Below are 17,720 nucleotides of genomic sequence, written 5' to 3' on the forward strand. Positions count from 1 at the left end.
CCTTCTTGGGGAAGGCGCACCCCGTCAGCGTAGCCGGACACCCCGGCGCGTGGTCGGTCCGTCCAGGAGACGGACTGCATGCTGTGCGGGTGCGGGCGCTGCGGGCCGTCAGGAGGAGACTTTCCCCCGGAGTCCGGCGCAGGTCGGCATCGACCGATAGTGTTCAGCATTGTCGAACCGAGGTGGAGGAGTACGGCGCGATGGCCAAGAACATCCAGTCGCTGGAGCGGGCGGCCGCGATGCTGCGCCTGCTGGCGGGCGGCGAGCGGCGGCTCGGGCTGTCCGACATCGCCTCCTCCCTGGGGCTGGCCAAGGGCACCGCCCATGGAATCCTCCGCACGCTCCAGCTGGAGGGGTTCGTCGAGCAGGACGCCGCCTCCGGGCGCTACCAGCTCGGCGCCGAGCTGCTGCGGCTCGGCAACAGCTATCTCGACGTCCACGAACTGCGGGCCCGCGCCCTGGTCTGGACGGACGACCTGGCCCGCTCCAGCGGTGAGAGCGTCCACCTCGGCGTGCTCCACCAGCACGGCGTCCTCATCGTCCACCACGTCTTCCGGCCCGACGACAGCCGCCAGGTGCTGGAGGTCGGGGCGATGCAGCCGCTGCACTCCACGGCGCTCGGCAAGGTGCTGTCCGCGTACGACCCGGTGGCGCACAGCGAGGTCATGGAGGCGGAGCGCCGTTCCTTCACCGCGCGTACGGTGACGGCCGCCGACGAGTTCGAGGCGATGCTGGACCTGATCCGCGCCCAGGGGTGGGCTGCCGACGCCGAGGAGACCTGGGAAGGGGTGGCCGCCGTGTCCGCGCCGGTCCACGACCGGCGCAGGATGCCGGTGGGCGCGGTGGCGGTGACGGGGGCGGTGGAGCGGGTGGCGCCGGGCGGCGTGCTGCGGCCCGAGCTGATCGCGGCCGTACGGGACTGTGCGCGGGCGGTCTCGCGGGACCTGGGCGCCGGGCGCTTCTGAGGACCGGGGCCCCTGAGGGCCGGCCCCCGAAGGCCGAGGCCCCTGAAGGCCGGGCAGCCATCCCCGTAACACCTGGCGCACCTGCACATCTGAGCGCCCGGGTGCGCCCGCGCGCATCCGGGCGCATCGTGGGGTAACGATCGCGTCGCGCACCGAGTCCTGCACCACAGAACCCTTGACGCTTCCTTCACTCGGGGGAAACACTGCCGTTCAACGGTCGGCATTGTCGAACGCCTAACGGCAATACGCGTTAGGGTGTGACAGTGCCAAGGGCCGGTCAAGCCCTCACAGGTGGGGTGCCCACGCTTTGTGGATACCCGCCTGGGGCGTGAAACACCGAGGGACCGGTGTTCCGCTCCCCCTGGACGAAGGACAAAGGAGTCGCGGGTGTCCAGCTCCGACATTTTCATCGGCGAGACCATCGGGACCGCCGTACTCATCCTGCTCGGCGGCGGTGTCTGTGCCGCCGTCACGCTGAAGCGCTCGAAGGCCCAGAACGCGGGCTGGCTGGCCATCACCTTCGGGTGGGGTTTCGCCGTGCTGACCGGCGCCTACCTGGCCGGCGGCGTCTCGGGCGCCCACCTCAACCCCGCGGTCACCCTCGGCCTCGCCATTCAGGGCGGCACCGCGTGGGGCGACGTACCCCTCTACCTCGGCTCCCAGCTGCTCGGCGCGATGATCGGCGCCCTGCTGGTCTACGCGGTGTACTACGGGCAGTTCCACGCCCACCTCACCGACCCGGAGATCATCAAGGCGCAGCCGACCGACGAGGCGATGGTCGACCAGATCTCCGCCCCCAAGGCCGGACCGGTGCTCGGGATCTTCTCCACCGGCCCCGAGATCCGCAACGGCGTGCAGAACGTCGTCACCGAGGTCATCGCCACCGTGGTGCTGGTCCTGGCGATCCTGACCCAGGGCCTGAACAACGAGGGCAACGGCCTCGGCACGTTCGGCGCCCTGATCACCGCCCTGGTCGTCGTCGGCATCGGCCTCTCGCTCGGCGGGCCCACGGGCTACGCCATCAACCCGGTCCGCGACCTCGGACCGCGCATCGTGCACGCGGTGCTGCCGCTGCCGAACAAGGGTGGTTCGGACTGGGGCTACGCGTGGGTACCCATCGTGGGTCCGCTCATCGGTGGCGCAATCGCCGGCGGACTCTACAACCTGGCCTTCGCCTAGCCCACCCGGGTATCAGCGCCGTAACCCCTTTTCCCTTCACAGACTTCCGGGAGCACACCGTGACCGACGCACACACCACCGGCACCCACGGCACCGGCCCGTTCATCGCGGCCATCGACCAGGGCACCACCTCCAGCCGCTGCATCGTCTTCGACAAGGACGGCCGGATCGTCTCGGTCGACCAGAAGGAGCACGAGCAGATCTTCCCGAAGCCGGGTTGGGTCGAGCACGACGCGACCGAGATCTGGGAGAACGTGCAGGAGGTCGTCGCCGGCGCCATCGTCAAGGCCGGCATCACCTCCGCCGACGTCAAGGCGATCGGCATCACCAACCAGCGCGAGACCACGCTCCTGTGGGACAAGAACACCGGTGAGCCGGTGCACAACGCGCTGGTCTGGCAGGACACCCGTACCGACGCGCTCTGCAAGGAGCTCGGCCGGAACGTGGGCCAGGACCGGTTCCGCCGCGAGACCGGGCTGCCGCTCGCCTCGTACTTCGCCGGGCCCAAGGTCCGCTGGCTGCTCGACAACGTCGAGGGGCTGCGCGAGCGCGCCGAGGCCGGCGACATCCTCTTCGGCACCATGGACTCCTGGGTCATCTGGAACCTGACCGGCGGCACCGACGGCGGTGTGCACGTCACCGACGTCACCAACGCCTCGCGCACCCTCCTGATGAACCTGCACAAGATGGAGTGGGACGAGAAGATCCTCCACTCCATCGGCATCCCGGCCGCGGTCCTCCCCGAGATCCGCTCCTCCGCCGAGGTGTACGGCCACGCCAAGGGCGGCATCCTCGACGGCGTGCCGGTCGCCTCCGCGCTCGGCGACCAGCAGGCGGCCCTGTTCGGCCAGACCTGTTTCGCCGAGGGCGAGGCCAAGTCCACGTACGGCACCGGCACCTTCATGCTGATGAACACCGGTGGCACCCCGGTGAACTCGTACAACGGGCTGCTGACCACCGTCGGCTACCAGATCGGCGACAAGCCCCCGGTGTACGCCCTTGAGGGCTCCATCGCGGTCACCGGTTCGCTGGTGCAGTGGATGCGCGACCAGATGGGCCTGATCAAGTCGGCCGCCGAGATCGAGACGCTCGCCTCCTCGGTGGAGGACAACGGCGGCGCCTACTTCGTGCCCGCCTTCTCCGGCCTGTTCGCCCCCTACTGGCGTCCCGACGCCCGGGGTGTGATCACCGGTCTCACCCGTTACGTCACCAAGGCGCACATCGCCCGTGCCGTCTTGGAGGCCACCGCCTGGCAGACCCGCGAGATCAGCGACGCCATGACGAAGGACTCCGGCGTCGAGCTGACCGCGCTCAAGGTCGACGGCGGCATGACGTCCAACAACCTGCTGATGCAGACGCTCGCCGACTTCCTGGACGCACCCGTGGTGCGCCCGATGGTCGCCGAGACCACCTGCCTCGGCGCGGCCTACGCCGCCGGCCTGGCCGTCGGCTTCTGGCCGGACACCGACGCGCTGCGCGCCAACTGGCGCCGGGCCGCCGAGTGGACCCCCCGCATGGACGCGGACACCCGTGCCCGCGAGTACAAGAGCTGGCTCAAGGCCGTCGAACGGACCATGGGCTGGGTCGAGGACGAAGAAAGCTGACGAGGAGCATTCGACATGACCACCCTGCAGAGCGTTCCCGCCCTCGGAACGCACCCGGCCTCCGGCTCGCTGCCGAGCCGCGCCGAAACCCGGGAGCAGCTGTCCCGGGCGACGTACGACCTCCTGGTCATCGGCGGCGGCATCCTGGGCATCTCCACCGCCTGGCATGCCGCGCAGTCCGGGCTGCGGGTGGCTCTGGTGGACGCCGGTGACTTCGCCGGCGCCACCTCCTCCGCCTCCTCCAAGCTGCTCCACGGCGGTCTGCGCTACCTCCAGACCGGCGCGGTCAAGCTGGTCGCGGAGAACCACTTCGAGCGCCGCGCGGTCTCCCGCGAGGTGGCCCCGCACCTGGCCAACCCGCTCACCTTCTACCTCCCCGTTTACAAGGGCGGCCCGCACGGCGCGGCCAAGCTCGGCGCGGGCGTCTTCGCCTACTCCGCGCTCTCCGCGTTCGGCGACGGCGTCGGCCACGTCATATCCCCGGCCAAGGCCCAGCGCGACGTGCCGGAGCTGCGCACCGACAACCTCAAGGCCGTCGCGGTCTACGGCGACGACCAGATGAACGACGCCCGCATGGCGCTGATGACGGTCCGCGCGGCCGTCGACGCGGGCGCGGTCGTCCTCAACCACGCGGCCGTCACGGGTCTCCGCTTCACCCGGGGCCGGGTCACCGGCGCCGAGCTGAAGGACAGCGTCGACGGTACGGAGTTCGGCGTCACCGCCCGCCTCGTGCTCAACGCGACCGGCCCGTGGGTCGACCACCTGCGGAAGATGGAGGACCCGAACGCGGCCCCCTCCATCCGCCTCTCCAAGGGCGCCCACCTGGTCCTCAAGCGGACCCGTCCGTGGCGGGCCGCGCTGGCCACGCCGATCGACAAGTACCGCATCACGTTCGCGCTGCCGTGGGAGGACATGCTGCTCCTCGGCACGACGGACGAGGAGTACGAAGGTGACCCGGCGGACGTCTCGGTGACCGAGGCCGACACCGCGCAGATCCTCGACGAGGCGGCGTTCTCGATCAAGGACCAGCAGCTCTCGCGCGATCTGATCACGTACTCCTTCGCCGGTCTGCGCGTACTGCCCGGCGGTCCCGGCGACACCTCCAAGGCCAAGCGCGAGACGGTCGTGACCGAGGGCCGCGGCGGGATGCTGTCGGTGGCCGGTGGCAAGTGGACGACCTTCCGCCACATCGGCCGTAAGGTGATGAACAAGCTGGCCGCCCTGCCCGGCCACCCGCTGACCGAGGACATGGAGCCGATGAACCGGCTGCCGAGGAAGCTGCCGCTGCCCGGCATCGCCAACCCGAACGCGGTCGCGCACCGGCTGCTCGTCGACGGCCCCGCCCCCGGCCCCCGGATGGCGCCGGACACCGCTCGCCACCTGGCCACGCACTACGGCTCGCTCGCCTTCGACATCGCGCGCCTGGCCAACGAGAGCCCGGCGCTGGCCGAGCGCGTCCACCCGGACGCCCCGGAGATCTGGGCCCAGGTCGCCTACGCCCGCGACCACGAGTGGGCCGAGACGGCGGACGACGTCCTGCGCCGCCGGACCACGCTGACGATCCGCGGCCTGGCGACGGACGACGTCCGCGACGGCGTCGAGAAGCTGCTCGCCGACCGCGGCTGATCCACCGAGGGCGGCTTCCCGTGCGGGGAAGCCGCCCTCTCCATGCGCCACACTCCCGCCATACGCGCGCAATGCGCGGCGAGGAGAGTGGAGGTCATGAGATTTTCGGTGCTTTCCCTGATCGGCCATGACCCACGCCCCCTCACCGGTGAACTCCCCTCCCCCGCCGACCGGTTCGAGGAAGTGATCGCCACCGCGACGGTGGCGGAGGAGCTCGGCTTCGACTCCTACTCGGTCGGCGAGCGGCACGCCGGAGCGTTCCTCTCCTCCAGCCCGAGCGTGGTGCTCGGCGCGATCGCGGCCCGGACGAGCACGATCCGGCTGCTCACCGGGGTGACCGTCGTCGCGATCCTGGACCCGGTCCGGGTCGCGGAGGACTTCGCGACGCTCGACCAGATATCCCGGGGCCGGATCGAGCTGGTCGTCGGGAAGGGCGCCGAGGCGGGCCACTTCGACCTCTTCGGGCTCGACGAGGAACGGCAGTGGGACCTCCAGAAGGAGAAGTACGAGCTGCTGCGCCGGCTCTGGACCGAGGAAGGCGTCGACTGGGAGGGCGAGTTCCGGCCGCCGCTGAAGAACGTGACGACCGTGCCACGTCCGTACGACGGTCTCCCCCGCATCTGGCACGGCTCGGCCACCAGCCTCAACTCCCCCGAGCTGGCCGCGAAACACGGCGACCCGCTCTTCACCGCCAACGCCATCCAGCCACGCGAGGCGTACGCGAAGCTCATCGCGCACTACCGGGAGCGGTTCGAGGCGTACGGGCACGATCCGGCGGACGCCAAGGTGGCGGCGGGCTCCGGCGGGCTGCTCATCGCGGACAGCTCGCAGGCGGCCGTGGAGCGGTACAAGGAGTTGTACGAGGCGCGGGTGCGGCAGACGTTCAAGCCGCACCTGGCGGGCAAGGCCGGCTACAACACACCGTTCCGGACCATCGAGGACGCGATCGCGGGCGGCCCGCAGCTGATCGGCTCCCCGCAGCAGATCATCGACAAGATCCTCGGCTGGCACACGGTCTACCGCCACGACCTCCAGTCGATCACCGTGGACGGCTTCGGACTGAGCCGGCCGGAGCAGCTGGAGACGCTCCGGCGGTTCGCGGAGGAGATCGCGCCGGTGGTGCGGCGGGAGGCGCCCTCCACGCTCTGGCAGTGAGCGCGGGGACGGACCGATGCACTGTTCGGCCCGCTGATCCACTCCTGCTGGCAAGGTTCACCCGGCCGTGCAAACGGGCTGCGGTCGAAGGGTCCCGAAGCCGTAAGGTTGCTCCGTACGTATGGAGACATCGGAAGGAGGCCCGGGTGATCGAGCTCGAGTCGGTGCCCGAGCTGGTCGACCCGGTCATGGTGGCCGCGTTCGAAGGCTGGAACGACGCCGGTGACGCCGCCTCCACAGCGGTCGCCCATCTGGACCGGGAGTGGAAGGGCGAGGTGTTCGCGGCGCTGGACGCCGAGGACTACTACGACTTCCAGGTCAACCGGCCCACGGTGTGGCTGGAGAACGGCGTGCGGAAGGTCACCTGGCCGACGACCCGCCTCTCGGTGGTGCGCGTCGGCGGCGAGAAGCCCCGCGACCTCGTCCTGGTGCGCGGGATCGAGCCGTCGATGCGCTGGCGCTCGTTCTGCAACGAGATCCTCGGCTTCGCGCACGAGCTGGGCGTCGAAATGGTCGTCATCCTGGGCGCGTTGCTCGGTGACACCCCGCACACCCGGCCGGTGCCGGTGAGCGGGGTCACCTCCGACGCGGATCTGGCGCGGACGATGGACCTGGAGGAGACCCGGTACGAGGGCCCGACGGGGATCGTCGGCATCCTCCAGGAGGCGTGCACGCATGCCGGGGTGCCGGCGGTGAGCCTGTGGGCCGCGGTGCCGCACTATGTGTCGCAGCCGCCGAACCCGAAGGCCACGCTGGCCCTGCTGAACCGGCTGGAGGACCTGATCGGGCTGCGCATCCCGCTGGGCGAGCTGCCGGAGGACGCGCGGGCCTGGCAGCTCGGCGTGGACCAGCTGGCGGCGGAGGACAGCGAGGTCGCGGAGTACGTCCAGACGCTGGAGGAGGCGCGGGACACGGCCGAGCTGCCCGAGGCCTCCGGTGAGGCCATCGCCCGGGAGTTCGAGCGGTATCTGCGGCGCCGGGACGGCGGCCCGGGCCCCGGCGGTCATGCGACGGAGAGCGGGGACTCGGCGGCGTATCTGCGGGACCCGTCGAGCGGCCGCACCCGCCCGCCGAAGCCGCCGAGGCCGGAGGCGGGTCCCGCGAAGAAGCCCGAGGACAAGGGGGACAAGGGGCCTGACGAGGCGTCCGGGGAGACTCCCGAGGAGGAGTGACGGGCGGGAAGGGGGTGCGGTACGGGAGGTCGTCCCGTACCGCACCCCCTTCTTCCTGTACGGAACTCAGGCGCAGTGGAACCTCGCCGCCGCCCAGTCCCCGTGGTCCCCGGTCTTGGACCCGTCGGTGTCGGTGACCTTCAGACGTGCCTGCCGTACGCCGTCGAGCTTCACGTCCACCGGTACGGTCGCCGAGGCTCCGGTCAGCTTCGGCGAGGTCCACAGCACCTTGCCGTCGCCCTCCACCGAGAACGCGACCTCTCCATAGCCGTCGATCTCGTCGTCGATGCCGACATCGGCGGTGAAGGCGGTGCAGCGGCCGCCGAGGTGGAGGGCGATGCTGGAGTCGGCGTGGGTGCCGATGCCCTTCTCGTACGTCGTGCCCGCGAGCGTCAGCGTCCTCCCGTCGGCCGCTCCCGACTCGCCGTTGGAGCGGTCGCGTTCGGCGGGCCCGTAGCCGTTGGTCTCGGCGAGCCAGACGAGGTCGCTCGCCCAGGCCTGTCCGGTGGGCGGCGGTGGCAGGACGGAGAGGGCGAGCCGCTGTTCGGTGGTGCGGGTCTCTCCGGCGGCCCGGTAGCGGGCGAGCGCGGTGAGCCGGGTCTCCCGTACCTCCGCGTCCCTGGCCGGGGTCACCTCCACCGCGACCCGGCGCGTGGCGCCTGCCGGGATGCGGCCCGGGACCTTCGCCGTGACGGTCTGCCAGCCCGCGGGGACCTGGAGCGTGACCGTGGTGTCCGTCAGGTCGGCGCTGCCCGCCGTGACGTCCACCTGGACCTGGCCGGGCGTTCCCGCGCCGGCCTCCTGGCCCGTGGCGGCGGTGAGCACAGCTGTCGCGGAAGCCTTCCTGCCGCCGACGGCGCTGGTGCCGGTCAGCTTGACGGTGAACTTCCTGTCCGTACGGAGCGGCGCGGTCTTGACGTGCACCACACCACCGCGGTCGTCCCGGTCGTACCACCAGCCCTGCTGTGCCGCCGTGTACGCGGCCTCGGAGGTCAGCCGGGGCAGGGTGCGGTCCAGCCGGACCGCGCGGGGTTCGGAGCCGGTGTGCACGGTGAACGTGTAGGGGCGCTCGGTCTGTTTGCCGGTGAAGCTGCCGCGGCTCTCGTTGATGGTGACCGTGACGTCGCCCGCCCCGCGCACGGGGGCGCGGACGTCGGCGCGCTGGGTGGCGTACTTGCCGTCGCGGTGCTGCCGGGTGACGCCGTCGTCCTCGTACAGGGTGAAGGAGCTGGTGCCCTGCGGGTAGACGTCCCAGGCCAGCGGGGAGTCGGCGGTGCGGTCGCGGTAGGAGCGGATGCCGGGCCACATCGGGATCGCCGCGCCCGCCTTCACGAAGAGCGGCAGGGTGTCGAGCGGGGCGCTGTAGGAGTCGACGGTGGTGGGGCCCTCGTACGCGCGGCCGCTCCAGTAGTCGATCCAGGTGCCCTTGGGGAGGTGGATGTCCCGGCGCTCGGTGGAGTCCTGGTAGACGGGTGCCACCAGGAAGTGCTCGCCGGAGAGGAACTCGTACTTCGCGGCCTCCGTCGCCGCCTTGGGGTCGTCCGGATATTCGAGGACCAGCGGACGGACCAGGCCGACGCCGGTCTTGGTGGCCTCGTGGGCGTAGGAGTACTGGTAGGGCAGCAGCGACTCCTTGAGCTTCAGGTAGTCGCGGTTGACGGAGGTGTACGGCTCTCCGTGGCGCCAGGGCTGCTTGTCCGTGGGGGCCCAGCCGTCCATGGTCATCGTCGTGCCGAGGAACATCTTCCACTGGAGGTCACGCGTGTACGTCTTGGGGCTGCCGCCGAAGATGCCGTCGATGTCGCCGGTGGTGTAGGCGAGTCCGGACATCGTGGCGCCCGCGTAGGTGGGGATCTGCCAGCGGATGTACTCCCAGGTGCCGTACTGGTCGCCGGACCACTGGACTCCGCAGCGCTGCGCGCCCGCCCAGCTCTCGGGGGCCCAGGTGAAGCCCCGGGCGTCGCTGTTGGCCTCGATGCCCTGATAGGCGTCCTTGCAGCCGTCGAGCGCGAACTTGTAGCCCGGGCCGACCCAGGCGACGTCCAGCTTGGCGACCCGCTGTCCGGCCTTGACCTGGTCGGCGAGGTTCTCGATGCCGTCCTCGGTCCACAGGCCGAGCTCCATCTTCCGGCCCTTCAGGCCCTGCGCGGTCTCCTCCAGGTCCTCGTAGCCGCAGCCGTAGCCGTCGTTGACCAGCATCCAGCCGTTCGGCATGTCGTGCTCGACGTATCCGTCGGCGACCTTCAGCGCGTCCAGGGTGCGGCGCTCACCGCGGTTGGCGTTGTGGAGGTAGCAGTCGGCGTCGCCGACCTCCATGCCGTAGACGGGCGGCAGGAAGGGCTTGCCGGTGAGGTCGGTGTACCGCCCGATGACGTCCTTGGCCCCGTCGCCGGCGAAGTAGTAGGCGTCGAAGCGCTGTTCCTTCGCGCTGGTCACCACCGGGTCGGTGAACGCGTACGTGTTGGGGGCGTAGGTGTTGCGGAAGACGCCGTAGCCGGCCGACGAGAGGTAGAAGGGCACGGAGTTGGGGTGGCCGCCGTCGTTCCAGTTGTAGTCGACGGCGACCTGGACGGTCCTGTCCCGGTGGGAGGTGTTGCCGCGGCCGTTCTGCATCCCGGCGCCGTAGAACTGCTCGTCCGCGCCCCGGGTTAGCGTCTGGACGGTGGTGTCGCCGGTCCAGCTCAGCCCCTTCGCCTCCGACCAGACGCGGCTGCCGTCGGCCCGGTGCAGCGCGAAGCGGAGCGGCTTCTTGTAGGCCCGCAGGGTGACTTCACCGGTCGACAGCTCGTAGCGGTCACCGCGGTCCTTCCAGCGGGTGCGGGGCGCCTTGCCCTGCGGCAGGACGATGTCGTCGCCCGTGGCGTCGGTGAACCTGCCGTCGGGGGCGAGTTCGATACGGAAGGTCTCCTCGGAGACGAAGCTGACCCGGGCCTCGGCGGACCCGGCGCTCAGCCGGTACACGGGCCCGTCGGCGCGGAACCCGGTCACGTCGCCGACCGTGGTGGCCTCGGGTGCCGCGTCCTCGGCGCGGGCGTTCCCGGGCCCGGCCAGGGTGGCGAACAGTCCGAGCGCCACAGCAACTGCCGCCGCTCTGATGCGCGTTGTTGATTGCATAGGAAGCTTTTAGCGCAACTTCGAGCATGTGACTACGGACAAAAGGGGACCGGCGCCGAACTTCGTGGAGAAGTCCGAGACCGGTCCCGGTACGTCGGAGACGGGCTGGGGCGCCTTAGAGCGCGACTCCCAGCAGCGCGTCGACGGTACGGGAGACGAGGCCGGGGGCCCCTTCGTCCGTACCGCCCTCCGCGCTCTGGAGCTCGGCCCACCGGTCCACGGCGGCCAGCGCCGTCGGCGTGTCCAGGTCGTCGGCGAGGGCCTCGCGGACCTCCTCCACCAGCGCGTCGGCCGACCGCCCGTCGGGGCGCGAGACGGCGGCGCGCCAGCGGGCGAGGCGCTCCACGGCGTCGGCGAGGACCTGGTCGGTCCACTCCCAGTCGGCGCGGTAGTGGCGGGAGAGCAGCGCCAGGCGGATGGCCGCCGGGTCGACGCCGTCACGGCGCAGGGTCGAGACGAAGACGAGGTTGCCCTTGGACTTGGACATCTTCTCGCCGTCGAGGCCGACCATGCCGGCGTGGACGTACGCCTTGGCGAACGGGTGCTCGCCGGTCAGCGCCTGGGCGTGCGACGCGCCCATCTCGTGGTGCGGGAAGACCAGGTCGGAGCCGCCGCCCTGGATGTCGAACCCCATGCCGAGGTGGTCCAGCGCGATGGCGACGCACTCGATGTGCCAGCCCGGGCGGCCCTCGCCCAGGGTGGCCCCGTCCCAGCTCGGCTCACCCGGGCGGGCGGCCATCCAGAGCATCGGGTCGAGGGGGTTCTTCTTGCCGGGGCGCTCGGGGTCGCCGCCGCGCTCGGCGGAGAGCAGGCGCATGGCCGCCGCGTCGAGCCCGGAGACCTCGCCGAAGTGCGGGTCGGCATCGACGGAGAAGTAGACGTCGCCTTCGAGATCGTAGGCGGCACCGGCCTCCCGCAGACGCTCCACGAGCGGCACGATGCCCGGTATGGCCTCGACCGCTCCGATGTAGTGCTGCGGGGGCAGCATCCGCAGGGCGGTCATGTCCTCGCGGAAGAGTGCCGTCTCGCGCTCCGCGAGCTCGGTCCAGTCCTGACCGTCGCGCACGGCCCGCTCCAGGAGCGGATCGTCCACGTCGGTCACGTTCTGGACGTAGTGAACCTGCCGCTTGGTGTCGAGCCACACGCGCTGAACGAGGTCGAACGCGTTGTAGGTCGCCGCATGACCCAGGTGGGTCGCGTCGTACGGCGTGATGCCGCAGACGTAGATGCGGGCGACGGGACCGGGGTCAAGGGTGATCCGTCCGCCGGTCGCGGTGTCGTGGATCCGAAGGTCGCGGCCCTTGCCAGGCAGGGCGGGGACCTCAGAAGCGGGCCAGGCATGCATGTCATGAGCGTAACCGGACGATGCTTCCGGATACGAACCGGATCCGGATTCCTGTCCGAAGAGACACTCCTGCGGTAAACCTTCGAAAGGCTGTACGGCCAGGACGTTCGCCGCGTGCCTGCCGGGGTCCGCTACACGGGCGGCCACGGGATCGGCGGCCACTGCCCGCTCGGTTTCGGGTGTACGCGGCTGTCGAGCAGACCCGCCACCCGCGCCCGCAGTGCCTCCAGTTCGGCCGCCGTGATGAGTTGCGCCATCCGGGTGGCCAGCGGCTCGCCCGGTGCCAGCTCCGCGGCGAGCAGCGCGAGGACCCGCAGCGCCTCCTCGGTGAGCGGCTCACCGGCCCAGCCCCACAGGAGCGTGCGCAGCTTGTCATCGGCGTTGAAGGTGACCCCGTGGTCGATGCCGTACAGCAGGCCGCCGGGGGCCGGCAGCAGATGGCCGCCCTTGCGGTCACCGTTGTTGATCACCGCGTCCAGCACCGCGAGCCGCCGCAGCCGGGGGTCGTCCGCGTGCACCAGCAGCGCGGTCCTCCCGCCTCCGACGTCCGCGTAGCCCACGGCCTTCCAGCCCTCGCCCGGCTCGTCGTCCTCGACCAGGGCCAGCAGCTCGGGCGGGTCCTCGGCGGGCCCGTCGATCCAGAGCTGGCACATGCCCTGCCCGTACGGCCCCTCCCGCAGCACGGTCGGCGGCACCAGGTCCCAGCCGGTCGCCCGGGAGATCTCGTACGCGGCCACCTCCCGCTGCGCGAGCGTGCCGTCCGGGAAGTCCCAGAGCGGCTGCTCGCCCGCGACCGGCTTGTAGGCGCAGGTGCGCTCCTCACCCTCGTACGCGATGGTGCAGTGCAGCACCGCGTTGGACGCCCCGCCGACCTGCCCGAGCACCGTGAGCGTGCCCTCGGTGAGCAGGGTGAGCAGCTCGGTGTCCGTCAGGCTCCGCGACGGTATCCGTTCTGGCGCGGGCATACGTGTCCTTCCGGATCGAGCGGCAGGCTGCAGAGCGGGCACGGCGGGCGGCCGGCGTTGACGACGTCCAGGGCGCGCTTGGCGAACGCGCGGGCCTGGGCGCCGCTGAGCCGGACGCGGAGCATCGGCGGGCCGTTCTCCTCGTCCTGGAGGAGCTTCTCCTCGGCCTCCGCGAGATCGTCCTCGGAGTCCGCGTCGAGCTCGACGAGGGCCTGCGCCTCGACGATCATGCGCTGCTCGTCGCCGTCCCAGGCCAGGGCCATGGTGCCGACCCGGAACTCCTCCTCGACGGGCACGTCCAGCGGGGCGGTGTCGGTGACGTCGGTGGGAGCGACGGCGGGCACCGGCGAGTTGCCGCCGGTCCGCCGGACCACCTCGTCGAGCAGTTCGTCGATCCGCTCGGCCAGGGCGGCCACCTGGGTCTTCTCCAGGGCGACGCTGGTGACCCGGCCCTGGGAGGAGGCCTGGAGGAAAAACGTACGGCGGCCAGGCAACCCGACCGTACCGGCCACGAATCGGTCCGGTGGGTCGTAGAGGAACACCTGACGGGACACGTCCTGTCTCCCTTGAGAATCGATGGGGTGGATAGCGGCGCTACGGCGCGTCCACCCTACTGCCCACGGAGATCACGGCGCGCCCCCGCCGCCCCCGACCGCCGCGTCCGACGTGGCGTCACCCGCGCCGGACGGCACGGCGTCCGCGCCGACGGGCTGTTCGCGCGGTGCCAGCGGGGTGAGGTCGCCGGTGTCGCCGACGCGCAGGAGGAAGGGGCGCAGCCGCGTGTAGCGGATCGCGGTGACCGAGCAGGGGTCGACGTGGATGCGCTGGAAGAGGTCCAGGTGCATGCCGAGCGCGTCCGCGACGAGGGACTTGATGATGTCGCCGTGCGAGCACATCACGTACGTGGCGTCCTCGCCGTGCTCCGCCGCGACGCGGTCGTTCCAGTCGCGTACGGCGTCGACGGCGCGGGCCTGCATGGCGCGCATCGACTCGCCGCCGGGGAAGGCGGCGGCGGAGGGGTGCTGCTGGACGACGGACATCAGCGGTTCGTCGGAGAGTTCGGCGAGCTTGCGGCCCGACCAGTCGCCGTAGTCGCACTCGCTGATGCGGTCCTCGGTGTGCGCGGCCAGCCCGGGACGGGCCTCCAGCAGTGGCTGGAGCGTCTGGCGGCAGCGCTCCAGAGGACTGGTGACGGCGGCGGCGAAGGTGAGCGCGGAGAGCCGTGCGGGCAGGGCGGCGGCCTGTTCGGTGCCGCGCTCGTCGAGGAGGACCCCGGGGGTGCGGCCCGCGAGCACTCCGGCGGTGTTGGCGGTGGAGCGTCCGTGGCGTACGAGGATCAGCGTGGGCATACCGGCCAGGGTAGATGTCCGGCGACGCCGGGTGCGAGGGAGGAGCGACGGGGAAGGAGAGGGCGGTGAACGGGCCCCTGCCCACCTTGTACGTTATGGTCCCTGACCTCCCGAGGATGCCGAAATGATCGTGGACTGTGCCATCTACCAGGACGGCCGCCGGACCGATGGTCCGAGCGACTTCTCCGACGCTCTCGACCGGGCGCGGAAATCCGACGACGCCTTCCTCTGGATCGGGCTGCACGAGCCGACCGAGCAGGAATTCGACCTGGTGCGCCACGAGTTCGGACTGCACCCGCTCGCGGTCGAGGACGCGCTGCGCGCGCACCAGCGTCCCAAGCTGGAGGTGTACGACGACTCCCTGTTCGCGGTGGTGAAGCCGGTCGTCTACGAGTCGAACAGCGACACGGTGAGCGCCGATGAGCTGATGATCTTCATCGGTGACTCGTTCGTGGTGACGGTCCGGCACGGCGAGAGCGCTCCGCTGGCGGACGTACGCAGCCGTCTGGAGGCGGATCCGCAGATACTGGCGCACGGGCCGACCGCGGTGCTGTACGCGATCAGCGACGCGGTGGTGGACCACTACATCGACGTGGCCGGTGAGCTCCAGGTGGACCTGGAGGAGCTGGAGACCGAGGTCTTCGCCCCGGCCGCGAGCGGCGACTCCTCGAACACGGCGGCGAGCATCTACACGTTCAAGCGGCAGGTCCTGGAGTTCCGCCGGGCCACCGGCCCGCTGACGGCGCCGATGACCCGGCTCGCGGGGGCCGGGGTGCCGTTCGTCCACCAGGAGGCGCAGCCGTTCTTCCGTGACGTCGCCGACCACCTGACGCGGGTCAACGAGCAGGTGGAGGGGTTGGACCGGCTGCTGTCGGACATCCTCTCGGCCCATCTCGCGCAGATGGGGGTGCGGCAGAACGACGACATGCGCAAGATCTCGGCGTGGGCGGCGATGGCCGCCGTCCCGACGATGGTGGCGGGCATCTACGGCATGAACTTCGACAACATGCCGGAGCTGCACTGGTCGTGGACCTACCCGGCCGTGATCCTGTTCATGACCCTGGCGGTGGTCGGCCTCCACCGCCAGTTCAAGCGGCGCGGATGGCTCTGAGGGTCGCGCGCGACCCTTCAGGGTGACGCGTGCGCGGAAGAGGTCACGCGTACTCGGGTTCCGGTACGGGACGGCCGCCGAGGGCGTCGCGGCGCCCGGGCATCTCCAGGCTCACCATGCGCCGCCAGCCGACGAGGCGCTCGTACGCGTACACCGCGCGGATCCCGGCCGCAAGCGCCACGGCCTTGGGGCGCGGCCAGCCCAGCAGCCGGCCCATGTGGTCCATCACCGCGAGGCTGACGTCGCGGTAGACGGCGATCTCCGCCAGGGCGCACTCGCGCATGATCCGCTGGATGGTCCGGCCGTGGCCCTCGCGGGCGAGCCGCAGCAGCTCCTCGTGGCAGTACGCGAGGTGGTTGTCCTCGTCGTCGGAGATCATCCGCACCGCGCGGCCGATGTCCGGGTGGTCGGCGAAGTACCGCCGCAGCAGCCGCATCTGCTCGGAGGCGCGCTGCTCGGTGATCCTGCTGTGGGCCAGATAGGTGATGATGTCGCGCTCAATGAGCCGCTCCTCGCCGCGCAGCCGGGAGTGGGCGAGGCCGATGCCCTGCTGCTCCAGGAGCATCGTGTAGTCGGTCTCCGGCGGGACGTCGGCCGGCCGGAGCCCGCGCTTCTTCAGGAGGGCGCTGAAGATCCGGCCGTGCTTGTCCTCGTCGGCGCCGTGCCGGACGATCCTGGGCGCCAGGGAGCGGCGGCTCTCGGGGACCAGTGCGGCGATGCGGGCGTTCTCCCAGCCGCCCTGGGACTCCCCGCTGGCGGCGATGGAGCAGAAGAGCCGGTAGGCCTCGTCGTCGTCCAGGATCTCCTGGAACAGGCTTCGGGCTGAGAGCATGGGGCCACCTCCGTACCGGACCCCGCGGAACGGTCGCCGCGGGGCAGTAGTGCGCAGGGCAGCAGTCAAATGCGCCCGGGAGGAGTCGGCAACCGGAGCAACGGAGGCGGCGGTGAAGGCGCCCCGCGTAACCCCGGGGCGTGCGGCGCGTTGTTCCCTGTGACGGCCGTGGCGGGGAAGACCCCCGAGCCCCCACCACGGCCGTAGTGCTGCTCCCGAAGCCCCTGAAGGCGTTACGCGAGTCCGGAGCGCTCCAGGGCGTCCGTACCGGCACGCAGGGCGGTGATCCGCTCCTCCAGGGTGAATCCGGCGGGAGCGAGGTTGAGCGTGGTGACCCCGGCGGCGGCGTACGCCTGCATCCGGTCGGCGATCCGCTCGATGGGCCCGAGCAGCGTGGTCTGGTCGATCAGCTGGTGCGGTACGGCGGCGGCCGCGCCGGCCTTGTCGCCGTCCAGGTACTTGTCCTGGATCTCGGCGGCCTCCTTCTCGTACCCCATGCGCTGCGCGAGCTGGTTGTAGAAGTTCTGCTTCCGGCTGCCCATGCCGCCGACGTACAGGGCGGTGTACGGGCGGAACATGTCGGCGAGGCCTTTGACGTCGTCGCCGACGGCGAGCGGCAGCGTCGGGGAGACGTCGAAGCCGTCCATGGTCTTCCCCGCCTTCTCGCGGCCCGCGCGCAGATAGGTGAGCGCGGTCTCCTCCAGATGCTCGGCGGAGGGGAAGATCAGCAGGGCCCCGTCGGCGATCTCGCCGGTCTGCTCCAGGTTCTTCGGGCCGATCGCGGCGATGTAGAGCGGGATGTGCTCGCGCTCCGGGTGGACGGTGAGCTTGATCGGCTTGCCGGGGCCGCCGGGCAGCGGCAGCGTCCAGTGCTGCCCCTCGTAGGACAGCCGCTCGCGGGTCATCGCCTTGCGGACGATCTCGACGTACTCGCGGGTGCGGGCCAGCGGCTTGTCGAACTTGACGCCGTACCAGCCCTCGGAGACCTGCGGGCCCGAGACGCCGAGGCCGAGCCGGAAGCGGCCGCCGGAGAGCGAGTCGAGGGTGGCGGCGGTCATCGCGGTCATGGCGGGCTGCCGGGCCGGGATCTGCATGATCGCGGAGCCGACGTCGATGGATTCGGTCTGCGCCGCGACCCAGGTCAGCACGGTCGGCGCGTCGGAGCCGTACGCCTCGGCCGCCCAGCAGACGTCGTAGCCGAGGCGATCGGCCTCCTGCGCGACCGCGAGGTTGTCGCCGTCCATGCCCGCGCCCCAGTAGCCGAGATTGATGCCGAGCCGCATAGCCGCTCCCCTTACTGATC

General features: G+C 71.1%; 14 protein-coding genes. 7 read left to right on the forward strand and 7 right to left on the reverse strand.

The features are described from left to right. The first annotated feature begins 200 nt into the window (after positions 1-200). From ACQP09_RS04665 to ACQP09_RS04690, 6 genes are all read left to right on the forward strand, one after another. The gene (locus tag ACQP09_RS04665) at positions 201-965 is read left to right on the forward strand and encodes an IclR family transcriptional regulator (RefSeq protein ID WP_043186377.1); all 765 of its coding nucleotides are present in this window, start codon (positions 201-203) and stop codon (positions 963-965) included. A gap of 387 nt (positions 966-1,352) precedes the next feature. Then, a complete protein-coding gene (locus ACQP09_RS04670; protein WP_433396195.1) occupies positions 1,353-2,144 on the forward strand; it encodes an MIP/aquaporin family protein in 792 nt (263 codons plus the stop codon). Positions 2,145-2,203: 59 nt separating this feature from the next. Beyond that, positions 2,204-3,748, forward strand: coding sequence for a glycerol kinase GlpK (gene glpK, locus ACQP09_RS04675; protein WP_433396196.1), 1,545 nt, complete (start codon positions 2,204-2,206; stop codon positions 3,746-3,748). A 15-nt stretch (positions 3,749-3,763) separates the two neighbouring features. Then, positions 3,764-5,374, forward strand: a complete 1,611-nt coding sequence (locus ACQP09_RS04680; RefSeq protein ID WP_433396198.1) for an FAD-dependent oxidoreductase — start codon at positions 3,764-3,766, stop codon at positions 5,372-5,374. 96 nt (positions 5,375-5,470) lie between these two features. Then, a complete protein-coding gene (locus tag ACQP09_RS04685) occupies positions 5,471-6,529 on the forward strand; it encodes an LLM class flavin-dependent oxidoreductase (RefSeq protein WP_433396200.1) in 1,059 nt (352 codons plus the stop codon). A 146-nt stretch (positions 6,530-6,675) separates the two neighbouring features. Then, positions 6,676-7,701: a PAC2 family protein gene (locus ACQP09_RS04690; protein WP_433396202.1), complete on the forward strand. Its 1,026-nt coding sequence runs from the start codon at positions 6,676-6,678 to the stop codon at positions 7,699-7,701. Positions 7,702-7,767: 66 nt separating this feature from the next. Here ACQP09_RS04690 and ACQP09_RS04695 read toward each other — a convergent pair whose 3' ends face one another. From ACQP09_RS04695 to ACQP09_RS04715, 5 genes are all read right to left on the reverse strand, one after another. Further along, positions 7,768-10,815 (reverse strand): NPCBM/NEW2 domain-containing protein, encoded by a 3,048-nt coding sequence (locus ACQP09_RS04695; RefSeq protein WP_433396203.1) that lies wholly within the window; start codon positions 10,813-10,815, stop codon positions 7,768-7,770. Between the two features lie 115 nt (positions 10,816-10,930). After that, a complete protein-coding gene (gene mshC / locus ACQP09_RS04700; protein ID WP_433396205.1) occupies positions 10,931-12,160 on the reverse strand; it encodes a cysteine--1-D-myo-inosityl 2-amino-2-deoxy-alpha-D-glucopyranoside ligase in 1,230 nt (409 codons plus the stop codon). A 131-nt stretch (positions 12,161-12,291) separates the two neighbouring features. After that, a complete protein-coding gene (locus ACQP09_RS04705; protein ID WP_433396207.1) occupies positions 12,292-13,125 on the reverse strand; it encodes an SCO1664 family protein in 834 nt (277 codons plus the stop codon). Then, positions 13,089-13,679: a DUF3090 domain-containing protein gene (locus tag ACQP09_RS04710; protein WP_355865661.1), complete on the reverse strand. Its 591-nt coding sequence runs from the start codon at positions 13,677-13,679 to the stop codon at positions 13,089-13,091. The genes ACQP09_RS04705 and ACQP09_RS04710 overlap by 37 nt, the downstream gene beginning before the upstream one ends. Positions 13,680-13,751: 72 nt before the next feature. Next, positions 13,752-14,474 carry a histidine phosphatase family protein gene (locus tag ACQP09_RS04715; RefSeq protein ID WP_433396208.1) on the reverse strand — a complete coding sequence of 241 codons (723 nt, stop codon included), beginning with the start codon at positions 14,472-14,474 and terminating at the stop codon, positions 13,752-13,754. A 124-nt stretch (positions 14,475-14,598) separates the two neighbouring features. Between ACQP09_RS04715 and corA the strand changes: the two genes are divergently transcribed. Continuing rightward, entirely contained in the window at positions 14,599-15,585 is a 987-nt protein-coding gene (corA, locus tag ACQP09_RS04720; protein WP_433396210.1) for a magnesium/cobalt transporter CorA, read from the forward strand. A gap of 43 nt (positions 15,586-15,628) precedes the next feature. On the opposite strand, the gene ACQP09_RS04725 is transcribed toward corA, so the two are convergent. Then, complete coding sequence (locus ACQP09_RS04725) at positions 15,629-16,417, reverse strand: ferritin-like domain-containing protein (protein ID WP_433396212.1); 789 nt, start codon at positions 16,415-16,417, stop codon at positions 15,629-15,631. A 233-nt stretch (positions 16,418-16,650) separates the two neighbouring features. Further along, positions 16,651-17,700, reverse strand: a complete 1,050-nt coding sequence (locus ACQP09_RS04730; RefSeq protein WP_433396213.1) for an LLM class F420-dependent oxidoreductase — start codon at positions 17,698-17,700, stop codon at positions 16,651-16,653. Positions 17,701-17,720 lie beyond the last annotated feature (20 nt).

It is taken from the genome of Streptomyces sp. CA-146814 (assembly GCF_050942385.1).
In the GTDB taxonomy this organism is placed as follows: Bacteria; Actinomycetota; Actinomycetes; order Streptomycetales; family Streptomycetaceae; genus Streptomyces.